Consider the following 21,633-nt stretch of genomic DNA (forward strand, 5'->3'; position numbering starts at 1 on the left):
ACCGCGGAGACCGCGTCCACCGGGGCCACCGCGGAGACCGCGTCCACTGCCGAGACCGCTTCCATTGGCGAGACCCCGTCCACCGTGGCGCTCGGGTCCACGGCGACGTCCGGGTCCACCGGGGCCGATGCGCCCGTCGCCCCGGCCCCGCAGGCCCCCGCCATCACCCACCGCGAGGAGCGGGTCGACACCCCGGCCGGGCCGGTGACCGTCGACGTCGTCGTCGCCGACCTGAACCGGGCCGAGCTGCGCGCCACCCTGCTCACCGGTGCGACGGTCGGCGAGCGGTCCTCGGTTCCCGCGCACGCGCAGCGTGGCGGGGCGGCAGCCGCGATCAACGGTGACTTCTTCGACCTGGGGCGCAGCAACGCCCCCGCCGGGCCCTCGGTCCGCGACGGCCGCGCGCTGACCTCCGCCGTCCCACCGGGGCGGCGGCTCGCCCCGGGCGTCCCCGGCGCCGAGCAGGGCGACGTGCTCGCCGTCGACGACGACGGCACCCCGCGCCTGGACCGGCTCACCCTCGACGCCTCCGCGACCGGCCCGCAGGGCCGCCTCCGGATCGACACCCTCAATGAGGTGTTCTCAGTAGCGGGGTGGCAGGTCGTGGCGACACGCCGAGGGTGGTGAGATGAGCGGGAACGGGGCAGGACCCCGGTAGATCGGTTCGGTCCAGCACAGATCGACACCGTCACCGAGGTCCTGCATGTCTGATCCTGTCACCTACACCGCTGTCCTCCCGATCGGGGAGCGCACCGTGGCCTATCTGGCGCGGCTCCTGGTCCTTCAACGCCGTCGACGTGGCACCCGGCGGCGGGCGTTGACCCCGTTCGCCCAGGCAGTGCTGGTGATCCGCTGGTTCTGTGATGCTACCCGGGTCCGATGTTTGGCCGGTGACAACGCGATCAGCACTGCAACGGCCTACCGTTACCTGCACGAAGGCATCGACGTCCTCGCCGCGGCCGCACCCGGCCTGCACGGAGCCCTGCTCGCCGCCCGCACAGCCGGGCACACCCACGTGAATCTCGACGGCACCCTGATCGCCACCGACCGGTGCCGCGCGCTCGGCCTCACCCCCGGGGTCGACCTGTGGTGGTCGGGCAAGCACCGCCGCCACGGCGGGAACATCCAGGTCCTCACCGCACCTGATGGATGGCCGCTATGGACCAGCGACGTGCGGCCGGGCCGCGAGCACGACACCCGCTGCGCCCGTACCCACCCCGGGCTGCTCGAGGGCCTGGCCGCGTTCACCGACGACACCCACGCCGCGCTGGGCGACCTCGGCTACGAAGGCGAAGCCGACCGGCTCACCGTGCCCATCAAACTCGCCCCCGGCCGCGGGCAGACGGTCAACCAGCGCACCGTCAACACCCTGCACTCAGCCCTTCGTGCTCTGGCCGAACGCGGAAACGCCCTGCTCAAGACCACCTTCGCCGCGTTGCGGCGAGTCACGCTATGTCCCTGGCGCACCGGCGCGATCACCGCAGCTGCGCTCGTACTACTCCACACCGAGTACGACCGCACGACATGATCAACCCGCTACTGAGAACACCTCAATGCCTACGCCGTGCCGGTCGGCGGGATCGGGCTGTTCACCTCCGACTGGGCGGGCGACCGGGCCGCCACGCTGTGCGGCAGCGACACCGACCGGAACGCGCCGTGCGCACCGGACCGGGTCGAGGTCGTCGTCCGCGACGGCGCGGTCACCGCGGTCCGCCCGCCCGGCGGGGGAGCGATCCCGGCCGGGGACCAGGTCCTCGCCGGCCGCGACCAGGGCGCCGCCGCGCTGCGACGGCTCGCCGTCGGCGACCGGGTCACCGTCCGGTACGCGCTCGCCGCCGCGTCGGGGACACCGCCGCGGACCGCGGTCGGGGCGTCGCCGATCCTGCGCGACGGTGCACCCGGCGCCGGGCTGGACGCCCGCTCCCGCGACCCGCGCAGCGCCGCGGGCCTCACCGCGCAGGGACGGCTGATCCTGCTCACCGCCGACGGCCGCGAGTCGACCTCGGTCGGCATCACCCTGGCCGAGACCGCCGAGCAGCTGCGCCGGGCGGGCGCCGTCGACGGTGTCAACCTCGACGGGGGCGGTTCCTCGACGATGGTGTTCCGCGGCCAGGTCGTGAACAGCCCGTCCGAGGACGCCTACCGGCTGGTGCCCAACGCGCTCGGCGTCGTGGAGAACTGAGCGTCCGGGTCGCGGGCCACGGTCACCCCGAGCATCGCGAACAGCTGCTCCACCAGCCAGTCCCGCAGCTCGGCGCGGGCCGGCACCCGGCCCGCCTCCAGCCACACCAGCACCGAGCCCTCGACCAGCGCGACCCAGCCGCGCAGCGTCATCAGCTGCAGCGGCGTCGGGTCGGGCACACCGCCGCGCACGCACAGCAGGTCCACGATGTGGTCGCGCACGCCGTCCACCATCGCGTCGGTCTCCCCGGTGGAGACGACCGAGCCGCTGCGCAGCAGCGCGACGTAGGCCCGCGAGTGCCGGCCGACGACGTCGAGGAACACGTCCAGCGCGTCGGCGAGCTGGGAGTCCAGCGGACCGTCAGCGGGCAGCGCGACCCGGTCGATGAGCTCCTCGGCGACACTGCCCAGCGCCGCGACGTGCAGCTCCTCCATCCCGGAGAAGTACCGGTAGAACAGCGCCCGGGACACGTCCGCGGCCCGGGTGACGTCCTCGACGGCCACCTCCTCCGGCGAGCGGGCGCCGTAGAGGTCGAGCGCGGCCGACACCAGCTGCGCGCGGCGGGCCTCGGGCGTCATGCGCCGGGGTGGACGTGCGGGTGAGGTCATCACCGACGAGGGTACGGACCCCATGCCTCAGCGCCCGAGGTCGACGACGATCGTCCCGTCCGTGGCCCGCCCGACGCACAGCGCGGTCCGGCCCGGCCCGGCCGGGTCGCCGACGGTCGTGCCCTCCACCAGCCGGACGTGGCAGGTCCCGCAGAACCCCTGCCGGCAGGAGTAGGGCACGTCCGGGCGCAGCGCGCGCACGGCGTCCAGCGCGGTCCGGTCGGCCGGGACCGCGACGTCCGGGCCGCCGACGATCCGGACGGTGAACGGGCGGCCGCCGCGGATCGGGGGCGGGGAGAACCGCTCGGAGTGGAACCGCTGCCCGGCGGGCAGCGCCCGGCGCAGCGCCTCGATCATCGGCGGCGGGCCGCAGCAGTAGACGGCGGCGTCCGGGTCGGTCCCGGCCAGCAGCTCGGCCGCCGTGGGGACGCCCGCGACGTCGTCGGGGCGGCGGACCACACGATCCGGGGCGAGCGCGGCGAGGGCGTCGGACAGCGGCATCGACGCCCGGTCCCGGCCGGTGTGCACCAGCCGCCACCCCACCCCCGCGGTGTGCGCGGCCCGGACCATCGGCGCGATCGGGGTGATCCCGATGCCACCGGCGACGAACAGGTACGACGGCGCCGCGGCCAGGGGGAACGCGTTGCGCGGGCCGTGCAGCCGCAGCCGCGCCCCGGGGCGCAGGGCGTGCACCTCGTGCGAGCCGGAGCCCCCGGGCACCCGCCGCACCGCGATCCGGTACACCGACCGGTCGCCCGGGTCGCCGCACAGCGAGTACTGCCGCAGCAACCCCGAGGGCAGCTCGACGTCGACGTGCGCGCCGGGCCGCCAGCCCGGCAGCGGCCCGGTGCCCGCCGGGACGAGGTCGAGCTCGGCGACGTCGGGGCAGGGGCGGCGCACGGCGTGCACCTCGACGACCACGGTGCGGTCCACCGGGGTGACCGGGCGACGGCGCCGGCCACCGGCCGTCGCCAGGGTCTGGGTCACCGCCGTGAGCACCGACAATGCGGTCGCCCCGCGGTTCGGGTGCGGCGGCGGCGCGGCCGAGCCCGCGCCGGACAGCAGCGCGGTCCTCATGCCGCGGACCCCCCGGCCGGGTCGGCGTGCCCCGCCTCGGCGGCACGGGCGGCGGGGGAGACCGCGAGGTAGGCCACCGCCGCGTCGGTGTCGCCGTGAGCGGCCGGGTGGAACCGCGGGCTCAGGTAGGTCAGCACGGCGCGGGCGAACAGCCACGGGCCGGGCACCAGCCCACGCCGGGAGTCCCGCAGGTAGTCGCGCAGCCGGGCCCGGCGCTGCGGTGTCCCGCGCAGGTGCGGGTCGCGGTCGCACAGGTGCCGGGTGCCGTCGGCCCACAGCTTCGCCAGCGCCGGCCCGGCCACCGCCATCGCCCGGATCCGGCGCAGCCACCGCCCGTCGAGGTGGGTGTAGAGGTCGTGCGCGACGCTGCGGTGCTCGACCTCCTCGGCGCCGTGCCAGCGCAGCATGTCCAGCATGTGCGGGTCGGCCCCGGCCGCGTCGAGAGCGTCGGCGTCGAGGATCCACGAGCCGAGGACGGCGGTGAAGTGCTCGATCGCCGCGATCAGCCCGACCCGCTCCACCAGCCACTCCCGGGCCGCGTCGCCGGTGAGGCCGCGGTCGCCGAGCAGCTCCGTGAAGATCCACTCGACCTGCTCGACGAAGCGGGTCACGTCCACGCCCGCCTCGACGAGGTGGTCCAGCGCCCCCTGGTGCGAGGTCGCGTGCACGGCTTCCTGGCCGATGAAACCGCGCACGTCCTCGGCCAGTGCCTCGTCACGGACCATCGGCAGCGCGCGGGAGAAGACCTCCACGAACCAGCGCTCCCCCTCGGGCAGCAGCAGGTGCAGCACGTCGATCAGGTGCGAGGCGAACGGCTCGCCGGGGATCCAGTCGGTCCGCAGGGTGCTGAAGTCGAACCGGACGTCGCGGGCCTGCAGCGCGATCCGGTCCTCGGTCGGGTCGGTCATGGCGATGCTCCTGGGAGACTCAGCGGGTCCCGTCGACCCGGGCGAGTGCGCGGACGAGTGCGGGGGACAGCCGGGAGGCGAGCAGCCCGACGTGCGCCTCGGCGGTGACCGGGGCGATCGGCAGGTCCCGCTCGACGGCGCGGACCAGCCGGGCGGCGACGCGCTGCGGGGTGTACCCGCGTCGGGCGTAGGCCGCCGCGACGTCGCGACGGCGGACGGCCTGCGTGGCGTCGTCGGTGCCGGCGAAGCGGGTGGCACCGGTGATCGGGGTGTCGACGAACCCGGGGCACAGCGCGGTGACCCCGACCCCGGCGCCCGCCAGCTCGGCGCGCAGGCACTGCGACAGCATGAGCACCGCCGCCTTGGTCGTGGCGTAGGCCGGCAGCGAGCGCGACGGCAGGTAGGCCGCCGCCGACGCGGTGTTGACGATCGTGCCGCCTTCGCCGTGTGCGGCGAGCAGCGCGCCGAAGTGCCGGCAGCCGTGCACGACGCCCCACAGGTTCACGTCGACGATCCGCTGCCACTCCTGCGTCGTCGTGTCGGCGAACGACCCGGCGACGGCGATCCCGGCGTTGTTCACGACGAGGTCGGGCACCCCGTGCTCGGCGGCGACCCGCTCGGCGAGCGCGGCGACGGCGGCCTCGTCGGCGACGTCGACGACCGCGGCCACCGCACGCCCGGGCCCGTGCCGCCGGGTCACCAGGTCGACGGTCTCCGCGGCGCCATCCTCCGAGACGTCGGCGACGACGACCCGTCCCCCCAGGTCGGCGAGCCGGCGGGCGATCTCGCGGCCGATCCCGCTGCCCGCCCCGGTGACGACGGCGAGCGAGCCGTCCCAACGCGACGCCCGGCCCGGCCGCCCCCCGCTGCGGACCAGGGCGGCGCCCCGGGCCGCCGCCCGCTCCAGCGCGGGCGAGGTGGTGCCGCCGGAGCGCTCGGCGACGAGCTCGCGGACGCAGCGCGCGACGACACCCGCCCGCTTGCGGACGATCCAGTGCCCGCCGGGCAGGTACCGGACCCGCAGGTCGGGGGCGTACGCGGCGGCGCTCGTCGCCATCGCGGGAGTGACGTAGGCGTCGCCGAGCGGGGCCAGGATCTGCACCGGGACGTCGGTGCGCCGCGGCCGGGGGCGTCCGAGCCGCCGGGGCAGGTTCCGCCGGTAGAGCTCCAGACCGTTGACCGCGTCGCGCACCGAGGGCCGCGGGATCCGCTCGGTCCGCGCCACCATCGCGCCGAGCAGCCCGCTGCGGACCATCAGCTCGGGCAGCACGGGCATCCGGAACGCCAGGGTGTACCAGGAGTGCAGCGCCTGGGTGAGCACCGGCCGCAGGTCGCGCAGGCCGCGGCGGCGCAGGAACAGCCCCACGTGGTCCAGGCACGGGCCGGAGACCGAGGTGAACGACGCGACCCGGCCGTCCATCGCCGAGGGGGCGCCGTCCTCGCGCGTCACGGCGTGCCAGGTCTGGATCGCGCCCCAGTCGTGCGCGAGCAGGTGCACCGGAGAGTCGGGGGAGAGGGCGTCGGCGACCGTGCGCAGGTCCGCGGCGAGCAGCTCCAGGTCGTAGCCGGCCGGGGCTCCGGGGGCGGCGGAGCCACCGTGGCCGCGCACGTCGTAGGTGACGACGTGGTGGTCCGCGGCGAGGTCCGCGGCCACGCGGTCCCACACGTGCCGGTCGTCGGGATAACCGTGCACGGCGACGACCGTCGGGTGCGACGGGTCGCCCCGTTCCTCCACGACCAGGTCCAGGTCGTCCCGGCTGCGCACCGTCCGGACGCGGCCGGCGGGCTCCACCTCGTTGTGAGACACACCGTCATCGTAGAAAACGTGTCAACAAGACGCCACCCCTGGTCGCCGCCGCGCTGCCGGGCGTCGTCGGGGCCGCGGGGAGGTAGGTTCTCCACGGCCGTCCCCGCACCACGATCCGAGGTCCCAGCGTGTCCACCGCTCCGCCCACGTGGTTCACCGACGCACTCGCCGATCCGGGCGAGCCCGGGCGCACCGAGAGCGACGGCGTCGAGATCCGTTTCCGCAGCTGGGGCACCCCTGGCGGGCCCGGCGTGCTGCTGGTGCACGGCGGCGCGGCACACCTGCACTGGTGGGACCACATCGCTCCGCTGCTGACCGAGGGCACCCGCCGGGTGGCGGCGGTCGACCTGTCCGGGCACGGTGACTCCGGGCGCGCGCCGTCCTACGACCTGGACCGCTGGGCCGCCGAGCTGCGTGCCGTGATCGACGCCGCGGGCCTCGGCCCGCGTCCGACGCTGATCGGGCACAGCATGGGCGGGTACGTCACGCTCACCGCGGCACTGCGCTACGGCGAGGAGCTGGCCGGGTCCGTCGCCGTCGACTCCCCGATCCGGGACCGGTCGCCGGAGGAGCTGGCGGCACGAGAACAGCGGGCGTTCGGTCCGGTGAAGGTGCACCCCGACCGCGACGCGCTGGTCGCGCGGTTCCGCACCATCCCCGGCCAGCCCGGTGACCTACCCTACGTGCACCGGCACATCGCCGAACGCAGCGTGCGCGCCGTCGACGGCGGCTGGAGCTGGAAGTTCGACCCGCGCATCTTCGGTGGGATCGCGCTGACCCCCGGCGACCTGGGCCGGCCGGGCTGCCGGATCGCGCTGTTCCGCGCTGAGCACGGCCTGGTCCCGGCCGACATGGGGGAGATGGCCGTCGACCGGATGGGCCGGGCCGCGCTGGTCGTCGAGATCCCCGGTGCCGGGCACCACATGATGATCGACCAGCCGCTGGCGCTGGTGACCGCGTTGCGGACCCTGCTGGCGGACTGGGAGCACTCGGTTCCGGTGGTGGCGCCCGCGATCTAGGGTGGGCCCATGACAGAGCAGTCAGAACTGACTCCTTCCGGGACGGCCGCGTCCGACGAGGACGTGCTGGTCGAGCGGCGGGACGGCGTCCTGCTGATCACGATCAACCGCCCGCACGCCAAGAACGCCCTCAACGAGAGCGTCGCGCGGACCGTCGCCGCGGCCGTCGACGAGCTCGACGCCGACCCCGACCTGCGGGTCGGCGTGCTGACCGGGGCGGGCGGGGTCTTCTCGGCCGGGATGGACCTCAAGGCGTTCCTGCGCGGCGAGCGGCCGTCGGTGCCCGGGCGCGGCCTCTGCGGGATCACCCAGGCCCCGCCGGTCACCCCGATGATCGCCGCCGTCGAGGGCTGGGCCCTGGCCGGTGGGTTCGAGATCATGCTGGCCTGCGACCTCGTCGTCGCCGGGCGTGGCGCCCGCTTCGGGGTGCCGGAGGTCAAGCGGTCCCTGGTCGCCGCCGCGGGCGGGGCGCTGGAGCTGGCGAACCGGGTGCCCCGGGCGCTGGCGCTGGAGATGCTGCTGACCGGGGACCCGATCGACGCCGCGCGGGCCGAGGCCGCCGGCCTGGTCAACTCCGTTGTCGACGACGGCACCGCGCTCGAGGCGGCGCTGGCGCTGGCCGCGCGGATCGCGGTGAACGGGCCGCTCGGCGTCGCCGCGTCGAAGCGGATCGTGCGGGAGAGCCCGGACTGGGGCGCCGACCGCTGGGAGCGCCACGACGCGATCGTTCGCCCCGTGCTGACCTCGGAGGACGCCCGCGAGGGCGCCACCGCGTTCGCCGAGAAGCGCGACCCGGTCTGGCGCGGTCGCTGAGTCAGGCGACGAACGCCTCCCAGATCAGGAAGGCGTTCAGCCCCACCACGACCGCGGCGACGACGACCGCCGCGGCCGTGGTGACGCGGTGGTTGACCAGGTCGCCCATCACCTCGCGGCGCGCGGTCAGCCACACCAGCGGGACCAGCGCGAACGGGATCCCGAACGACAGCACGACCTGGGAGAGCACCAGCGCCTGCGTCGGGTCGATCCCGATGCCCAGCACGACCAGAGCGGGGGCGAGGGTCAGCAGCCTGCGCAGCAGCAGCGGGATCCGGCGGCGCAGGAACCCGGCCATGATGACCTGCCCGGCGTAGGTCCCGACGCCCGACGACGCGAACCCCGAGGCGAGCAGCGCGATCGCGAACCCGTACGCGGCGACGGCGTCGAGCTCGCTGCCCAGCCCGGCGAAGATGCCCTCCAGGGTGTCGGTGCCGGGCACGTCGGTGCCGGCGAACAGGGCGGCCGCGACGACCAGCATCGACAGGTTGACCAGCCCGGCCACGCCCATCCCGAGCGCGATGTCGGTGCGCCCGACCCGCAGCAGGAACCGGGTGTCCTCCGGGCCACGGGCGACCAGGCGGCCCTGGGTCAGTGCCGAGTGCAGGTAGATCACGTGCGGCATCACGGTCGCGCCGAGGATGCCGGTGGCCAGCACCAGCGACCCGACGCCGTCGAAGCCCGGGACCAGGCCCGCCGCGAGCGCGGGACCGTCCACGTCGGTGCGCGCCACGGTGGAGACCAGCCCGACCAGGATGATCGCGAGCAGGAAGACGATCGCCCGCTCGAACGGCCGGTGCCCGCGCGACTGCAGTCCCAGCAGCACGAACGCGATCACGCCGGTGATCACCCCGCCGGTGAACAGCGGGATCCCGAACAGCAGGTGCAGTGCGACGGCGCCGCCGATCACCTCGGCCAGGTCGGTCGCGATCGCGACGAGCTCGGCCTGGGCCCACATGAACCGGTTCCGCCACGGGGTGAGGTGCTCGCGGCACAGCTCGGGGAGGTTCTTGCCGGTCGCGAGCCCGAGCTTGGCCGAGAGCGACTGGATGAGCATCGCCATCAGGTTGGCGACGACGATCACCCAGACCAGCAGGTAGCCGTAGCCGGCGCCGGCGGAGAAGTTCGTCGCGAAGTTGCCCGGGTCGACGTAGGCGACGGCGGCGACGAACGCGGGCCCGAGGACGGCGAGCCTGCCGCGCCACCCGCGTCGGCGCAGCTGCTCCACGCTGACCGGTGCGGCCGTGTCCGTGCTCGTCATGTGCGCCCCCGTGAAGTGATGAGGTCTGGCGAAGACACAGTGTAGGCGCGACTAACTCTGCAGGTACAGAGGTGCAACGATGCAGACCGTGCGGGTCACAGGTAGCGGTGCATCACGTGCAGGCCGGTGGTCGTGCCGTCGGGCAGGGCGAACGCGTCGGGCACCGTGTCGACCGTGGCGAAGCCGAGCGAGTGCCACAGCGCGACCGCGCGGGTGTTGGTCGCGACGACGGCGTTGAACTGCATCGCGGCGTACCCGTCCGCGCGGGCGAGGGCCAGCACGTGCTCGCCGAGCGCGCGCCCGGTGCCGCGCCCGGCCTCGCCGGTGTCGACGGCGAAGCTCGCGGTCGCGACGTGCGAGCCCGGCCCCGGCTGGTTGGGCCCGGTCTTGGCGGTGCCCACGACCCTCCCGTCCCGGACCGCCACGACGACCCGTGCCGGCGGCGGGAGCATCCACATGCGGGTGATCCAGGCGTCGTCGGCGTCGGGCGGGACGGTGTAGGTCCGGCCGTCGGCGAAGATCGGGCGGAGCACGTCGAGGACGGCGGGGAGGTCGTCGGCGGTGGCGGCGCGGATGTGCACGCGCTCAGGGTAGGTAGAGGTCGCGCGGGCCGGCGTCGAGCGCCTCGACGTCGCCGCCGGTGTGCTCGGCGAGCCAGTCGGCGAAGGCACCGGTGTCGGTCTCGGCGACGGCCACGGTCAGTGTGACGTCCACGCCGTGCGTGACGTCGCACAGCCGGTACGGGGAGTGGTGCAGGTCGTGCTCCAGGCGCCCGGCGCGGTCGTGGCCGACGGCGAGCAGCAGCTCGCGGTGCCGGACCCGGCGCAGCTCGCCCACCGCGTCCAGGGTGGCGGTCAGGGCGCCGGAGTAGGCGCGGACCAGCCCGCCCGCGCCGAGCTTCGTCCCGCCGAACCAGCGCGAGACGACGGCGACGACGTCGGTCAGCCCCCGGCGGGTGAGCACCTCCAGCATCGGCACGCCCGCGGTGCCCGACGGCTCGCCGTCGTCGCTGCTGCGGGCGGTGAGGTCCCCGGTGGCGGGGTCGCCGATGCGCAGCGCGGTGCAGTGGTGGGTGGCGTCCGGCCCGGCCCGGCGGACGCGGTCGATCACGGCCTGGGCCGCCGCGACGTCGGCGACGCGGGCGACGGTGCAGAGGAAGCGCGACCGCGCGATCTCGATCTCGTGCGCGCCGTCGCGGGCGATCACCCGCACGCCGCGACCGGCCTCACATCGTGACCGCGCTCGCGATCGGCGGCGCATCGGGATCGATTCAGTGCATCCTGGAAGGGTCCGGTGACGAGGCCGCCCGCCTCACCCGGCGGGCTCCCTCGTCCACAGCTGGCGGTTCTGCCGCCGACACCGAAGGGAATCCCATCCATGATCGACACACTCCGCGTCCTGCGTTCCGGCCTGACCCGCGTGGTGCGCCGGATCGACGACTACACCCTCGCGGCGTTCAACCCGGTCTACCCGAACCGCGCCGGCCGCGAGCGCTGAGGGCACTCCCGGCCGGCGTGGTCCGGGTCAGTCCTGCTCGTCGGCCGCCGGCGGGGCCAGCTTCAGCGGCCGCAGGTACACCCACAGCACGAACAGCACCCCGATCACCAGCATGCCGATGCCGGTGTCCAGGTTGAGGTTCGTACCGCCGGTCTTGGCCAGGTTCTCCGGGTCGTTCCCCGACACGATGCCCATGATCAGCAGCACGATGCCGTAGACCCCGAACAGCAGGGCGATCACCGACCGCAGGTCGAACAGGTTGGCCGCGGTCGTCGAGACCGGGGCGTCGGTCCCGGCGCGGTCGCCGGGGGTGTGGTCTGCACTCTTCGAGCTCATCGCAGGTCTCCGCTCAGCCGAACGCGATGTAGAGGACGACGGTCATCGCGAGCACCAGTGCACCGAGCACACCCGGGCTGCGGTACCAGCCCGCGTCGTCGCCGTCGGTGGAATGGGTGCGGGCCTCCTTGGGCGTGAGGCTCCAGGTCAGGCCGACCAGCTCGGCGTCCGGCTTCGGGGTGGTCACCAGCGAGACCCCCGCGGCCACGCCGACACCGACGACGAACGCCGCGATGGCGCCGACGAAGCTGCCCGCCTGGCTGGACATCGTCCAGACCTCGGTGCGCACCAGGATGTCGACGAGCACCGCCGCGGCGGTGCCGGAGAGCAGGCCGATCCAGGCCGACGGCCCGGTCATGCGCTTCCAGAACAGTCCCAGGATGAAGATCGCGAACAGCGGTGCGTTGAAGAAGCTGAACAGCGACTGGATGTAGTCCATCAGGTTCGCCGAGCCCGAGGCGATGAACGCGGTGCCGATCGCGAGCACGCAGCCGACGATCGTGACCAGCCGGCCGACGCCGAGGTAGTAGCGGTCGGCGCGGCCCGGGCGGACCCAGTCCTGCCAGATGTCGTAGGTGAACACCGTGTTGAACGAGCTGATGTTCGCCGCCATGCCCGCCATGAACGCGGCCAGCAGGCCGGCGATCGCGACGCCGAGGATCCCGTTGGGCAGGACCTCCTTCATCAGCAGCGACAGCGCGTTGTTGTAGGTGATGCCCTCGACGGCGTCGCCGCCGCCGGACTTCACCGCGGCGATCTGCGGGACCAGGATCCCGGCGATCATGCCCGGGGTCACGATGACCAGCACGACCAGCGCCTTCGGGAACGCACCGATGATCGGGGTGCGCCGGGCGGCCGACATCGACTTGGCCGACAGGGCGCGCTGGACCTCGGCGAAGTTCGTCGTCCAGTAGCCGAAGGACAGGACGAACCCGAGGCCGAACACGATGCCCAGCACGGACAGGAACGGGTTGGCGATCTCGGTGAGCGGGGTGCCGGGCCAGGCGTTGAGGTCCGCGCCGCCGCTCGGGCCCTCGGTGACCGCGCGGGTCAGGCCGTCCCAGCCGCCGACCCGGTTGAGTCCGGCGACGGTCAGCGGGATCAGCAGCGCGAGGATCACGAAGAACTGCAGGACCTCGGTGTAGATCGCGGCGGACAGCCCGCCGAGGGAGATGTAGCCCAGGACGACGACGGCCGCGACCGGGATCGCCAGGTACAGCGACCAGCCGAGCAGCGCCTCCAGGACCAGGCCCAGGGAGAACAGGTTGACCCCGGCGATCAGGATCGAGGCGACCGCGAAGATCACCGCCTGCACCCGCTGGGTGGTCTTGTTGAACCGCTTGAGCAGGAACTCCGGGACACTGCGGGCCTTGGAGCCGTAGTAGAACGGCATCATCACGATGCCCAGGAACACCATCGCCGGGATCGCGCCCAGCCAGTAGTAGTGCACCGTCGGGATGCCGAACTGGGCCCCGTTGGCGACCATGCCGATGAGCTCGATCGCGCCGAGGTTCGCCGAGATGAACGCCAGGCCGGTGATCCAGGCCGGCATCGACCGGCCGGACAGCAGGAAGTCGAGGCTGGAGGAGACCGAGCGACGTGCCGCGAAGCCGATGCCGAGCACCAGCACGAAGTAGAAGGCCACCAGCAGGTAGTCGACCAGGTTGGGGTTGAGGCGCAGGACCTCCTGGGCGGTCATGCCGTGCCCTCCCGGGACGTCCCCGGGGCCCGCCGGGCCGTCTCGTGATGCTCCATCTCGGATAGCTCCTCGCCGTCGAGTGCGTGTGCTGCCGGTCCGCCGGCCGGTGGTGCACGACGGCGCGTTGCGCGGACCAACGCACAAGCTAGACCGGACTCGATCAGAAGTGAACACTTTCGCTCGATTTCGAGACCGGTCGGTGACCTGGATGCCCCTCGGGTGGCCGATCGATACGCTCGGTCGACCCTTGCCGCACGTTCGGTTGTGTTGCATTCTGTGCGGGTGAAGCCCCGACGGTGTCCGGCCCGGACACGATGAGCCTGCTCGCCGAGCAGCGGCGCGAGGTGATCGTGGAGCAGGTCCGCACCCGCGGCGCGGTGCGGGTGTCCGAGCTCGCCGACCACCTCGGTGTGTCGGAGATGACCGTGCGCCGCGATCTCGACGTGCTGGCTCGGCGCCGCCTGGTGGACAAGGTGCACGGCGGCGCGACGGCCGTCGGCGAGCACACCACGTCCGAGCCCGGGTTCGCCGCCAAGTCGGTGTGCGAGCTGGAGGAGAAGGACGCCATCGCCGCCGCGGCCGCCGAGCTGGTGACCCCCGGTGCCGCGATCGGCCTGTCCGCGGGTACGACGACCTGGCGGCTCGCCCGGCTGCTCGCAGCCGTGCCGCGGCTGACGGTGGTGACCAACTCCGTCGCCGTCGCGGACGCGCTGCACACCGGCGGCGCCGACTCCCGCGGGACCACGGTGATCCTGACCGGAGGTGTGCGGACGCCGTCGGAGGCGCTGGTCGGCCCGGTCGCGATCGCCGCGCTGCGCTCGCTGAACCTGGAGACGGTGTTCCTCGGGGTGCACGGGATGAGCGCCGCGGCGGGCTTCTCCACCCCGAACCTCACCGAGCGCGACACCAACCGCGCCCTGATCGAGTCCGGTAGCAGGCTGGTGGTCGTCGCCGACCACACCAAGTGGGGCACCGTCGGGATCTCGACGATCGCCGAGCTGTCCGAGGCCGACGTGCTCGTGACCGACAGCGGTCTGGCCGACGCCGACCGTGCGGTCCTCGAGGGCGAGGTCGACCACGTGATCATTGCCCGGCCCGGAAGGTGACGTACGTGCAGAAGGTGCAGAAGCTGGCCACCCGGATGGCCGACGGCCGGGAGATCCTCTGGTTCGACGGCCCCGACCACGCTCCCCGGGACCCGGCCGACCTGGTCGACGCCCGCGACCTCCCGCGGGTGGTGCCCGCCTCGCAGCTGCGCTACGACGCGCTGGCCGGGGAGTGGGTGACGATCGCCGCGCACCGGCAGGACCGCACCTACAAGCCGCCGGCCGACCAGTGCCCGCTGTGCCCCAGCCGCGACGGTCGCCACACCGAGGTGCCGAGCCCGGAGTACGGCGTCGTCGCGTTCGAGAACCGCTTCCCGTCCTTCGGGTCCGCACCCGGCGCGCCGCTGCCCGAACCGGGCCCGGTGCCGCAGGCGGCGTCGGGGCGGTGCGAGGTCGTCTGCTTCACCGACGACCACGACACCCCGTTCTCCCGGCTCACCCCCGACCGGGCGCGCCTGGTCCTGGAAGCGTGGGCCGACCGGACCGCCGAGCTGGGTGCCCGGCCGGGGGTCCGCTACGTCTTCCCGTTCGAGAACCGGGGCGCCGAGATCGGCGTGACGCTGTCCCACCCGCACGGACAGATCTACGCCTACCCCTACGTCCCGCCGTTCCCGCAGCGGATGCTGGCCCACGTCGCCGCGCACCGCGAGGCCACGGGGGAGAACCTGTTCGACACGCAGCTGGCCGCCGAGCGGGCGGGGGAGCGCGTCGTCGTGGCTGGGGAGCACTGGACGGCGTTCGTGCCGCAGGCGGCGCGCTGGCCGGTCGAGGTGCACCTGTACCCGCACCGGCCCACCCCGGACCTGCCCGCCCTCGACGAGGCCCAGCGCGCCGAGTTCGCGACCCTCTACCTGGACGTGCTGCGCCGCCTCGACGCCCTCTACGACGACGAGCTCCCCTACGTCGCGGGCTGGAACCAGGCACCGGTGCTGGAGTCCGACGGCCGCTCCGACGCCCGGCTGCACCTGCGGCTGCACTCGATCCGCCGGGCCCCCGGGAAGATCAAGTACCTGGCCGGGTCCGAGTCCGGCGCGGGCGCGTTCATCTCCGACGTGCTGCCCGAGGCCGTCGCGGAGCGGCTCCGCTCGCTGTAACCGCAGCCCGGCCACGGGGAGCCACCCGCCGGTGCCGCCCGCGGTCCGCCGGTGATCCGCAGCCCGCGCGGTGATCCGTTGTTCGCGCGTGTTCAGACGCGCGCGTCCCGCGGATCACCGCGCGCCCGGCGGATCACCGCGCGGGCTGCGGGTCTGCCTGCGTGCGGGCTGTGGGTCGCGGCGCGGGGCGAACGGGTCCGGACGTGCGTCGAGGCCGCACCCCTCCCCAGGGGTGCGGCCTCGAAGGCAGGGTGCGGCGGGGTCAGACCCGGACGGCGTTGTGGAACGGCATCGAGTCGATGTCGGAGTACTTGACCGGCTCGCCGCTGGTGGAGGCGTGGAGCACCTTGCCGTTGCCGGCGTAGATGCCGACGTGGCTCACCGGCGAGTAGAAGAACACCAGGTCGCCGGGCTTGAGCTGGCTCTTGGAGACCGGGGTGCCGTCCATCTGCGACTGCGCGCTGGAGGTGCGCGGCAGGTCGATGCCGATCTGCTCGAACGCCCATACCATCAGGCCGGAGCAGTCGAACGCGCTCGGGCCGGTGGCGCCCCACTTGTAGGGCTTGCCGAGCTGCTGCTTGGCCTGCGCGAGCGCCTGGGCACCCTCGGCGGAGCCGCCGGTCAGGCCGCCGACGATGTCGCCGATCACGCCGCCACCGTCGCCGTCGTCGTCCCCGCCGTGCCGGGCCGACGCCGCGGCGGCCTTCGCCCGGGCCTCGGCCGCCTTCGCCGCGGCCTCCTTCTGGGCGACGGCGGCGATGCGGGCCGCGTCGGCCTTCTCGAAGGCCTGCGGGACCGACGCGGTGACGTGCTCGAACCCGCTGGTCAGGGTGGACGCGGCGTCGCTGGTGCCGGTGCCGCCGTGCTCGGAGCCCGCGGCCGGGATCGACAGCTTCATCGTGGCCTCGTTGGCCGCGCCGGTGAGGTCCATGTCCGCGGAGGTCTCGGGGGACTGCTCCGGCGAGCTGAGGGTCGACACGACGCCCATGACCGCGGTGGCGCCGACGAGCGTCGCCGACATGGTCGCGACGACGGCGCGCGGGTTGCGCCCGAGCGGCCCGGTGTCCGAGGTGCCGCGGAGCAGGCCGACCGCGGTCCGCGAGGTGACGCTGGCGGGGGTGTCCGGCGCGTCGCGGGTGATGACGGTGTCGCTGCCGGACACGGCGGGCAGACCGGTCGCGGGGGTGCCGATGCGCTCCAGGTCCGGGCCGGGGGCGTCGGCACGGCGGGCGCGACGGCCGCCGGTCGCGGGGGTGTCGAACCCGGCCTCGGAGTAGCGGGCGAGCAGCTCGGCGGCGGAGATGCCCGCGCCGGCGTCACGGTCCCGGCGACGCCGGGGGACGTCGCTCTCGGGTGTATGGAGTTCCGGGGTGAGTGCAGTGGTCATTCGGGGGTCCTCGCCGCCTCGAACCCGCCCCGGTCCTCGTGACCGGACACGGCTCCGCCCCGCTGCGTGCTGGGTGGGCGCCAGGGGGAGTGTCGGCCAGCGGGGAGCAGGCGACCGACCAGGCGCACCAGCCGACATCTCGTCGACCAGCCGAGAGCGACCGTAACCGATCCGTGACTCGGACACCGACGGGGCTCGCCGGGTGTGCGGCGAGCGGCCGGTCCGGCGCGATCCGCGCACCGGGGCCGCGCCCAACGGTGCAGACGGTGTGTTGTTCGGGTCGTACGGTCGTTCGGCTGCGCCGAACGGTGTGCGTACGCGGGTGTCGCAGTGCGCACGGTGACCGGGAGAGCCCCCGGACGGACCACCCTGTCCCGAACCCGGCGGTGCCGCCGGTGGCACCTCGTCGGCGTGACTGGGCCGGGAGGTCGTCCGGACCGCGGCGGACGGAGCAGCGCACGATGCGGGTCCCGTGCCTGGTGAGCGCGGGTGCCGGGTGCTCTGCGACGATCGGGGCGGGTGCCCGTCGCGACCGGCGGGGCGTGCACCGGTCGGGCCGACCACCGACACCGACCCACGATCCCGGGAGGCCGCAGCAGTGCCGGACCGAGCAGGCGACCCCGTCTGGGTGGGTGAGCTCGCCCACCACCGCGGCGTGCACGGCAGTGGCCACGGGGCCGGTGACCTCGTCGTCCCGCCGCGGTTCGGCTCGGCCCGGCTGCTGGTCACCGACGGCGGTGTCCCCGTCGGTCAGGCCGTCGTCCCGCTGCACGGGGGCCGGGCGCGCGCCGCGGACCTGGCCCGGGCCGCCGCGGCCGTCGCCGGGCGCGAACCACCGGCCGAGCCCGCGGTGTCGGCCGAGCCGCTGGCCGTCGTCGTCGCGACGCGGGGGCGGCCGGAGAGCGTCCGTCGCTGCCTGGCCGCGGTGCTGGCCGGCGACCACCCCGACGTGACCGTGCTCGTCGTCGACAACGACCCGCCCGACGAGCGCACCCGCGAGGTCGTCCGCGACTGCGCGGACCCGCGGGTCCGCTACGTCTGCGAGCCGCGCCGCGGTGTGTCGGTCGGGCGCAACCGCGGCCTCGCCGAGGCCCGCACCGCGGTCGTCGCGTTCACCGACGACGACACCGAGCCCGACCCGCGGTGGGCGTCACGGATCGCCGGGTCCTTCGCCGAGGACCCCGAGCTCGTCGCGCTGAGCGGTCCCGTGCTCGCCGCGCGGCTGGAGACCCCGGAAGAGCGGGCCGCCGACGTCGCGCTGGCCTGGAACAAGGGCTTCCTGCCCCGCCGGTTCCGGCTCGACGACCCACCCGCGGACTCCCCGGTGTTCCCGTTCTCCCCGGGCCTGTTCGGGATCGGCGCCAACCTGGCGGTGCGTGCCGAGCCGGTCCGCGCGCTCGGCGGGTTCGACGAGGCGCTCGGCCCGGGCAGGCCCACCCGGGGCGGCGAGGACATCGAGCTGCTGGTCCGGATCGTGCTCGACGGCGGCACCCTGGCCTACCTGCCGTCGGCGTGGGTGTGGCACCACCACCGGCCGTCGTCGGGGGAGCTGCGCGACCAGATGGGCGGCTACGCGCTCGGGCTGGGTGCGTTCCTGGGCAAGGTGGCGCTGGACCCGCGGGCTCGGCGGCTGGCGGTGCGCCGGTTCCCGGCGGCACTGGGGCGGCTGCGCGACATCGTGCGCCGCGAGTCCGCGGAGCCGAAGCCCGTCGCGCGGGCCCGCCACGAGCAGCACGCCCCCGCCGCTGTCGGTGGGCGCGGGCCGTCGCCGGAGCCGTTGGGTGCCCCGCTCGCGGACGAGGACCGCCCGGCGCCGCAGGACGTCGTCGCGCTGCCGAGGGGGGCGGGCGCTCGCAAGCTGCGCGGACTGGTCTCCGGTCCGGCGCTCTACCTGCAGGCCCGCCGGCAGGTGCAGACCGAGGGCGGGAGCACTCCGCCGCTGACCGGCCCGGCCCGGCCGCTGCGGCGGCGCTGACCGCGGTCCGGTCCGTCCCTGCTCCGAGCCGGCCGACCGGGACCTCCGCGAACGAGGTACCCCGCGGCGCACCGGGAGCCCGGTCCGGGCAGCCGGAGCCCGGGACCGGCTCAGCCCCGGCCCACCGGCTCGGGTGTGTCCAGCTCGGCGGCGGCCGGCGCGCCGGCGACCCCGACCGCACTGCGGTAGACGTCGCCGAGCCGGGCCGCCCACGGCGCGGCCGCGAACCGGTCGAGGAACCGCCGCCGGGCCCCGGCCCCGAGCCGGGCGCGCAGGTCGGCGTCGCGGGTGAGCCGCACCAGCTCGTCGGCGATCCGGGTGGCGTCGACCGGGGCCAGCAGGCCGGTCTCGCGGGTCACGATCTCCGGGATCCCGCCGACCCGGGTCGCGACGGCCGGGGTGCCGGTGCCGTGCCCGAGCAGCAGCATCCGGGGCATCGTGTCGTGCCGGGTGGTGTGCAGCTGCACGTCGGCCGCCCGGAGCAGCGCCACCGGGTCGGTGCTGCGGCGGAACGCCACCCGGCCGGACAGGGCCTCGTCGGCGGCGACCCGGGACTCCAGCCACGGCCGCAGCGGTCCGTCGCCGCCGAGCACCACGGTGAGCGGCTCGTCCGGCGCGATCCCGGCGACGGCGTCGAGCAGCATGTCCTGCCCCTGGCCCCGGCGCATCGGCGCGACCGAGACGGCGACGACCTCGTGGTCGGCCACGCCGAGCCCGCGCCGCAGGCGCTCCCGCTCCTCGGCCGTGCCCTCGCCCGGGTCGGCGGCGCCGTCCGGGATCACCGACAGGCCCTCGGTGGACCCGGCGGCGCGGCGGTACCAGTCGCGCTGCAGGGCCGACGTCGCGATCGTGCGGGTCATGAACCGCTTGCGCGCCAACGTCTTCGCGGTCCGCCGGAGCTGGTCGCCGCGGTCGGCGGGGTGCTCGTGGATGTGGTGCAGCGTGGACACCGCCGGCACCCGCAGGCGGGCCGCGGCGGCCGAGCCGACGACGTCGGGCCGGGCTCCGTGGGTGTGCACCAGGTCGACGCCGTGCTCCCGGAACGCGGCGAGCACCTTCAGCACGGCGCGCGGGTCCCACGGTGCGACGTTCAGCTCGACCGGCGGCGCCCCGGCACGGGACAGGAGTTCGGCGACCTCGGAGTGCCCGGACGGGGCCAGCGCGACGACCACCACCCGGAACCCCGCGTCCGGGCCGGCGACGGCGAGGTCACCGAGCGCGGCCGCGACGCCGCCGTCGTCGAGGGACTCGACGAGGTGCCCGATCGTCAGGATCCTGCTGGTGCTCTCGCTGGTGGGCACGGTGACGTGGCCTCCCGGGGTGGCGCGTGGGGGTCGGTCGTCGGCGGTCGGCCGGTGACGCGGCCCGGCTCGCCGGCCACTCCGACACTACCGAGTGACGACGGGGCGAGACGGGGTCGCACGCTGCGCGCATCGGGCGACACCGGAGCGGAGGTGCCTGCCGATCGGGGGAGTGCCCGGGCGTGTCCGGGGTCCATTACGGTCATTCCGGTGCGCACGGTTCTCGTGATCGGGATCGGGGCCGGTGACCCCGACCACCTCACCCTCCAGGCGGTCCGCGCCCTGCAACGGGCCGACGTCGTCTTCGTCATCGACAAGGGGCTCGACGGCGGGGGGTCGCAGGACGACCTGCTGGCGCTGCGCACCGAGATCCTGCGCCGGCACCGCCCGGACGGCGGCTACCGGCTGGTCACCGCGCCCGAGGTGGGCCGGGACCGCGGCACCGAGGTCGAGCGCGACGACGAGCGGTACCGCGAGGTCGTCGTCGACTGGCAGGACCGGCGGGCTCGTCTCTACCGCGAGATGCTCGACGCCGAGCTGGCCGACGGCGAGACCGGCGCGTTCCTGGTGTGGGGCGACCCCTCCCTCTACGACGGGACGCTGCGCCTGCTCGACCGGGTCCTGGACGGCGCGGGGGAGCAGTGGGCGGTCGAGTCGGTCGCCGGGATCTCCAGCGTCGCCGCGCTCGCCGCCGCCCACCGGCTGATCCTCAACCGGGTCGGCCGCCCCGTCCTGATCACCACCGGGCGCCGGATCGCCGAGGGGATGCCCGACGACGTCGACGACGTCGTCGTGATGCTCGACGGCCGTACCGCCTTCGCCACGCTGCCGGCCGAGCAGCATCGTGAGCTGCACATCTACTGGGGTGCCTACCTGGGGACAGCGGACGAGCTGCTCGTCGCCGGGCCGCTCGACGAGGTCGCCGACGAGATCCTGAAGGTCCGCGCCGAGGCCCGGGAGCGCAAGGGGTGGATCATGGACACCTACCTGCTGCGCCGGGGTGCCGACGAGCGCTGACCCGCCGCGGGCCGACGACGAGGAGGTCGCATGCGCTACGCCGACGGACCCACCACCGAGGCCACCGCCCGGGTCGCCGCACCGCCACGGGCGGTGTGGGCGCTGGTCACCGACCCGCAGTTCCTGGTGGAGGTGTCCACCGAGATGCAGCGCGCCGAGTGGGTCGACGGCGACCGCCCCGGGCCCGGCGCCCGGCTGCGCGGCGAGCACCACCACGAGGCCCGCGGCGCGTGGAGCACCGTGTCCACGGTGACCGCCTGGGAACCCGGGCGGGTGTTCGAGTGGACCGTCGAGGCCGGTGCCGAGTGCGGCGAGACCGCCGTCTGGCGCTTCGAGCTCACCCCCGACGGCGACGGCACCGTGCTGCGCCAGTGGGCCCGGATGGGCCCCGGGCCGTCCGGGCTCACCGCGGCGATCGAGCGGTGGCCGGACAAGGAGGAGCGGATCGTCGAGGGCCGGCTGCGTGAGTGGCGGGCCGGGATGGAGCGCAACCTCGACGCCGTCCGCGAGCGCCTCGGCTAGATCGAGGTCGCGCCGGACCGGGTG

At 74.8% G+C, this 21,633-nt stretch carries 20 protein-coding genes and 1 pseudogene; 10 read left to right on the forward strand and 11 right to left on the reverse strand.

From position 1 onward, the window contains the following. The 3 genes and pseudogenes from Ae331Ps2_RS19185 to Ae331Ps2_RS19195 all read left to right on the forward strand — a co-directional run. Positions 1-627: pseudogene (locus Ae331Ps2_RS19185) on the forward strand (hypothetical protein); the annotation flags it as partial. Positions 628-703: 76 nt separating this feature from the next. Further along, entirely contained in the window at positions 704-1,528 is an 825-nt protein-coding gene (locus Ae331Ps2_RS19190; protein ID WP_075313133.1) for a transposase family protein, read from the forward strand. Positions 1,529-1,564: 36 nt separating this feature from the next. After that, a complete protein-coding gene (locus Ae331Ps2_RS19195) occupies positions 1,565-2,182 on the forward strand; it encodes a phosphodiester glycosidase family protein (protein ID WP_075307337.1) in 618 nt (205 codons plus the stop codon). Here the strand turns inward: Ae331Ps2_RS19195 and Ae331Ps2_RS19200 are convergent. The 4 genes from Ae331Ps2_RS19200 to Ae331Ps2_RS19215 are packed head-to-tail and all read right to left on the reverse strand — an operon-like array spanning position 2,140 to position 6,582. Continuing rightward, positions 2,140-2,790 (reverse strand): TetR/AcrR family transcriptional regulator, encoded by a 651-nt coding sequence (locus Ae331Ps2_RS19200; protein WP_075312051.1) that lies wholly within the window; start codon positions 2,788-2,790, stop codon positions 2,140-2,142. The genes Ae331Ps2_RS19195 and Ae331Ps2_RS19200 overlap by 43 nt on opposite strands. A gap of 27 nt (positions 2,791-2,817) precedes the next feature. Beyond that, on the reverse strand, positions 2,818-3,867 hold the full coding sequence (locus Ae331Ps2_RS19205; protein ID WP_075307335.1) for a PDR/VanB family oxidoreductase: 1,050 nt from the start codon (positions 3,865-3,867) through the stop codon (positions 2,818-2,820). Further along, complete coding sequence (locus Ae331Ps2_RS19210; RefSeq protein WP_075307333.1) at positions 3,864-4,775, reverse strand: metal-dependent hydrolase; 912 nt, start codon at positions 4,773-4,775, stop codon at positions 3,864-3,866. Before Ae331Ps2_RS19210 ends, Ae331Ps2_RS19205 begins: the two co-directional genes overlap by 4 nt. Before the next feature lie 19 nt (positions 4,776-4,794). Next, positions 4,795-6,582, reverse strand: coding sequence for an SDR family oxidoreductase (locus tag Ae331Ps2_RS19215; RefSeq protein WP_075307331.1), 1,788 nt, complete (start codon positions 6,580-6,582; stop codon positions 4,795-4,797). A 128-nt stretch (positions 6,583-6,710) separates the two neighbouring features. Between Ae331Ps2_RS19215 and Ae331Ps2_RS19220 the strand changes: the two genes are divergently transcribed. Together Ae331Ps2_RS19220 and Ae331Ps2_RS19225 are read left to right on the forward strand one after the other, a co-directional pair. Next, the gene (locus Ae331Ps2_RS19220) at positions 6,711-7,601 is read left to right on the forward strand and encodes an alpha/beta fold hydrolase (RefSeq protein ID WP_075307329.1); all 891 of its coding nucleotides are present in this window, start codon (positions 6,711-6,713) and stop codon (positions 7,599-7,601) included. Positions 7,602-7,610: 9 nt separating this feature from the next. Beyond that, a complete protein-coding gene (locus tag Ae331Ps2_RS19225; protein ID WP_051050258.1) occupies positions 7,611-8,414 on the forward strand; it encodes a crotonase/enoyl-CoA hydratase family protein in 804 nt (267 codons plus the stop codon). A gap of 1 nt (position 8,415) precedes the next feature. Here the strand turns inward: Ae331Ps2_RS19225 and Ae331Ps2_RS19230 are convergent, their stop codons facing one another. The 5 genes from Ae331Ps2_RS19230 to Ae331Ps2_RS19250 form a co-directional block, all read right to left on the reverse strand. Further along, entirely contained in the window at positions 8,416-9,675 is a 1,260-nt protein-coding gene (locus Ae331Ps2_RS19230; protein ID WP_043279857.1) for an Nramp family divalent metal transporter, read from the reverse strand. 95 nt (positions 9,676-9,770) lie between these two features. Beyond that, positions 9,771-10,256, reverse strand: a complete 486-nt coding sequence (locus Ae331Ps2_RS19235; RefSeq protein WP_075307327.1) for a GNAT family N-acetyltransferase — start codon at positions 10,254-10,256, stop codon at positions 9,771-9,773. A gap of 4 nt (positions 10,257-10,260) precedes the next feature. Beyond that, entirely contained in the window at positions 10,261-10,887 is a 627-nt protein-coding gene (locus tag Ae331Ps2_RS19240; RefSeq protein ID WP_075307325.1) for a YigZ family protein, read from the reverse strand. Positions 10,888-11,199: 312 nt separating this feature from the next. Beyond that, positions 11,200-11,508, reverse strand: a complete 309-nt coding sequence (locus tag Ae331Ps2_RS19245; RefSeq protein WP_083695757.1) for a hypothetical protein — start codon at positions 11,506-11,508, stop codon at positions 11,200-11,202. Positions 11,509-11,521: 13 nt separating this feature from the next. Further along, on the reverse strand, positions 11,522-13,207 hold the full coding sequence (locus Ae331Ps2_RS19250; RefSeq protein ID WP_020625350.1) for a sodium:solute symporter family protein: 1,686 nt from the start codon (positions 13,205-13,207) through the stop codon (positions 11,522-11,524). Between the two features lie 314 nt (positions 13,208-13,521). Between Ae331Ps2_RS19250 and Ae331Ps2_RS19255 the strand changes: the two genes are divergently transcribed. Together Ae331Ps2_RS19255 and galT are read left to right on the forward strand one after the other, a co-directional pair. Beyond that, the gene (locus Ae331Ps2_RS19255) at positions 13,522-14,313 is read left to right on the forward strand and encodes a DeoR/GlpR family DNA-binding transcription regulator (protein WP_060714509.1); all 792 of its coding nucleotides are present in this window, start codon (positions 13,522-13,524) and stop codon (positions 14,311-14,313) included. Between the two features lie 14 nt (positions 14,314-14,327). Beyond that, positions 14,328-15,407: a galactose-1-phosphate uridylyltransferase gene (galT, locus tag Ae331Ps2_RS19260; protein ID WP_075312049.1), complete on the forward strand. Its 1,080-nt coding sequence runs from the start codon at positions 14,328-14,330 to the stop codon at positions 15,405-15,407. A gap of 262 nt (positions 15,408-15,669) precedes the next feature. Here the strand turns inward: galT and Ae331Ps2_RS19265 are convergent, their stop codons facing one another. Next, positions 15,670-16,794, reverse strand: coding sequence for a C40 family peptidase (locus Ae331Ps2_RS19265; RefSeq protein ID WP_075307323.1), 1,125 nt, complete (start codon positions 16,792-16,794; stop codon positions 15,670-15,672). A 628-nt stretch (positions 16,795-17,422) separates the two neighbouring features. Here Ae331Ps2_RS19265 and Ae331Ps2_RS19270 point away from each other — a divergent pair. Next, the gene (locus tag Ae331Ps2_RS19270) at positions 17,423-18,769 is read left to right on the forward strand and encodes a glycosyltransferase family 2 protein (protein ID WP_075307321.1); all 1,347 of its coding nucleotides are present in this window, start codon (positions 17,423-17,425) and stop codon (positions 18,767-18,769) included. 110 nt (positions 18,770-18,879) lie between these two features. On the opposite strand, the gene Ae331Ps2_RS19275 is transcribed toward Ae331Ps2_RS19270, so the two are convergent. Next, the gene (locus Ae331Ps2_RS19275) at positions 18,880-20,070 is read right to left on the reverse strand and encodes a glycosyltransferase family 4 protein (RefSeq protein ID WP_233147599.1); all 1,191 of its coding nucleotides are present in this window, start codon (positions 20,068-20,070) and stop codon (positions 18,880-18,882) included. A gap of 210 nt (positions 20,071-20,280) precedes the next feature. On the opposite strand from Ae331Ps2_RS19275, the gene cobF reads away from it, so the two are divergent. Together cobF and Ae331Ps2_RS19285 are read left to right on the forward strand one after the other, a co-directional pair. Next, the gene (gene cobF, locus Ae331Ps2_RS19280; protein ID WP_020625344.1) at positions 20,281-21,087 is read left to right on the forward strand and encodes a precorrin-6A synthase (deacetylating); all 807 of its coding nucleotides are present in this window, start codon (positions 20,281-20,283) and stop codon (positions 21,085-21,087) included. 30 nt (positions 21,088-21,117) lie between these two features. After that, complete coding sequence (locus tag Ae331Ps2_RS19285; protein ID WP_020625343.1) at positions 21,118-21,609, forward strand: SRPBCC family protein; 492 nt, start codon at positions 21,118-21,120, stop codon at positions 21,607-21,609. Positions 21,610-21,633: the final 24 nt, after the last annotated feature.

Source organism: Pseudonocardia sp. Ae331_Ps2 (assembly GCF_001932405.1).
In the GTDB taxonomy this organism is placed as follows: domain Bacteria; phylum Actinomycetota; class Actinomycetes; order Mycobacteriales; family Pseudonocardiaceae; genus Pseudonocardia.

What these genes read in the sequence shown, in the direction of transcription:
- Ae331Ps2_RS19225 (WP_051050258.1), top strand. Translation starts at nt 7,611, where the DNA reads ATGACAGAGCAGTCAGAACTGACTCCTTCCGGGACGGCCGCGTCCGAC.
- Ae331Ps2_RS19245 (WP_083695757.1), bottom strand. Translation starts at nt 11,508, where the DNA reads ATGAGCTCGAAGAGTGCAGACCACACCCCCGGCGACCGCGCCGGGACC.
- Ae331Ps2_RS19205 (WP_075307335.1), bottom strand. Translation starts at nt 3,867, where the DNA reads ATGAGGACCGCGCTGCTGTCCGGCGCGGGCTCGGCCGCGCCGCCGCCG.
- Ae331Ps2_RS19230 (WP_043279857.1), bottom strand. Translation starts at nt 9,675, where the DNA reads ATGACGAGCACGGACACGGCCGCACCGGTCAGCGTGGAGCAGCTGCGC.
- Ae331Ps2_RS19190 (WP_075313133.1), top strand. Translation starts at nt 704, where the DNA reads ATGTCTGATCCTGTCACCTACACCGCTGTCCTCCCGATCGGGGAGCGC.
- Ae331Ps2_RS19255 (WP_060714509.1), top strand. Translation starts at nt 13,522, where the DNA reads ATGAGCCTGCTCGCCGAGCAGCGGCGCGAGGTGATCGTGGAGCAGGTC.
- Ae331Ps2_RS19200 (WP_075312051.1), bottom strand. Translation starts at nt 2,790, where the DNA reads ATGACCTCACCCGCACGTCCACCCCGGCGCATGACGCCCGAGGCCCGC.
- Ae331Ps2_RS19265 (WP_075307323.1), bottom strand. Translation starts at nt 16,794, where the DNA reads ATGACCACTGCACTCACCCCGGAACTCCATACACCCGAGAGCGACGTC.
- Ae331Ps2_RS19285 (WP_020625343.1), top strand. Translation starts at nt 21,118, where the DNA reads ATGCGCTACGCCGACGGACCCACCACCGAGGCCACCGCCCGGGTCGCC.
- Ae331Ps2_RS19210 (WP_075307333.1), bottom strand. Translation starts at nt 4,775, where the DNA reads ATGACCGACCCGACCGAGGACCGGATCGCGCTGCAGGCCCGCGACGTC.
- Ae331Ps2_RS19250 (WP_020625350.1), bottom strand. Translation starts at nt 13,207, where the DNA reads ATGACCGCCCAGGAGGTCCTGCGCCTCAACCCCAACCTGGTCGACTAC.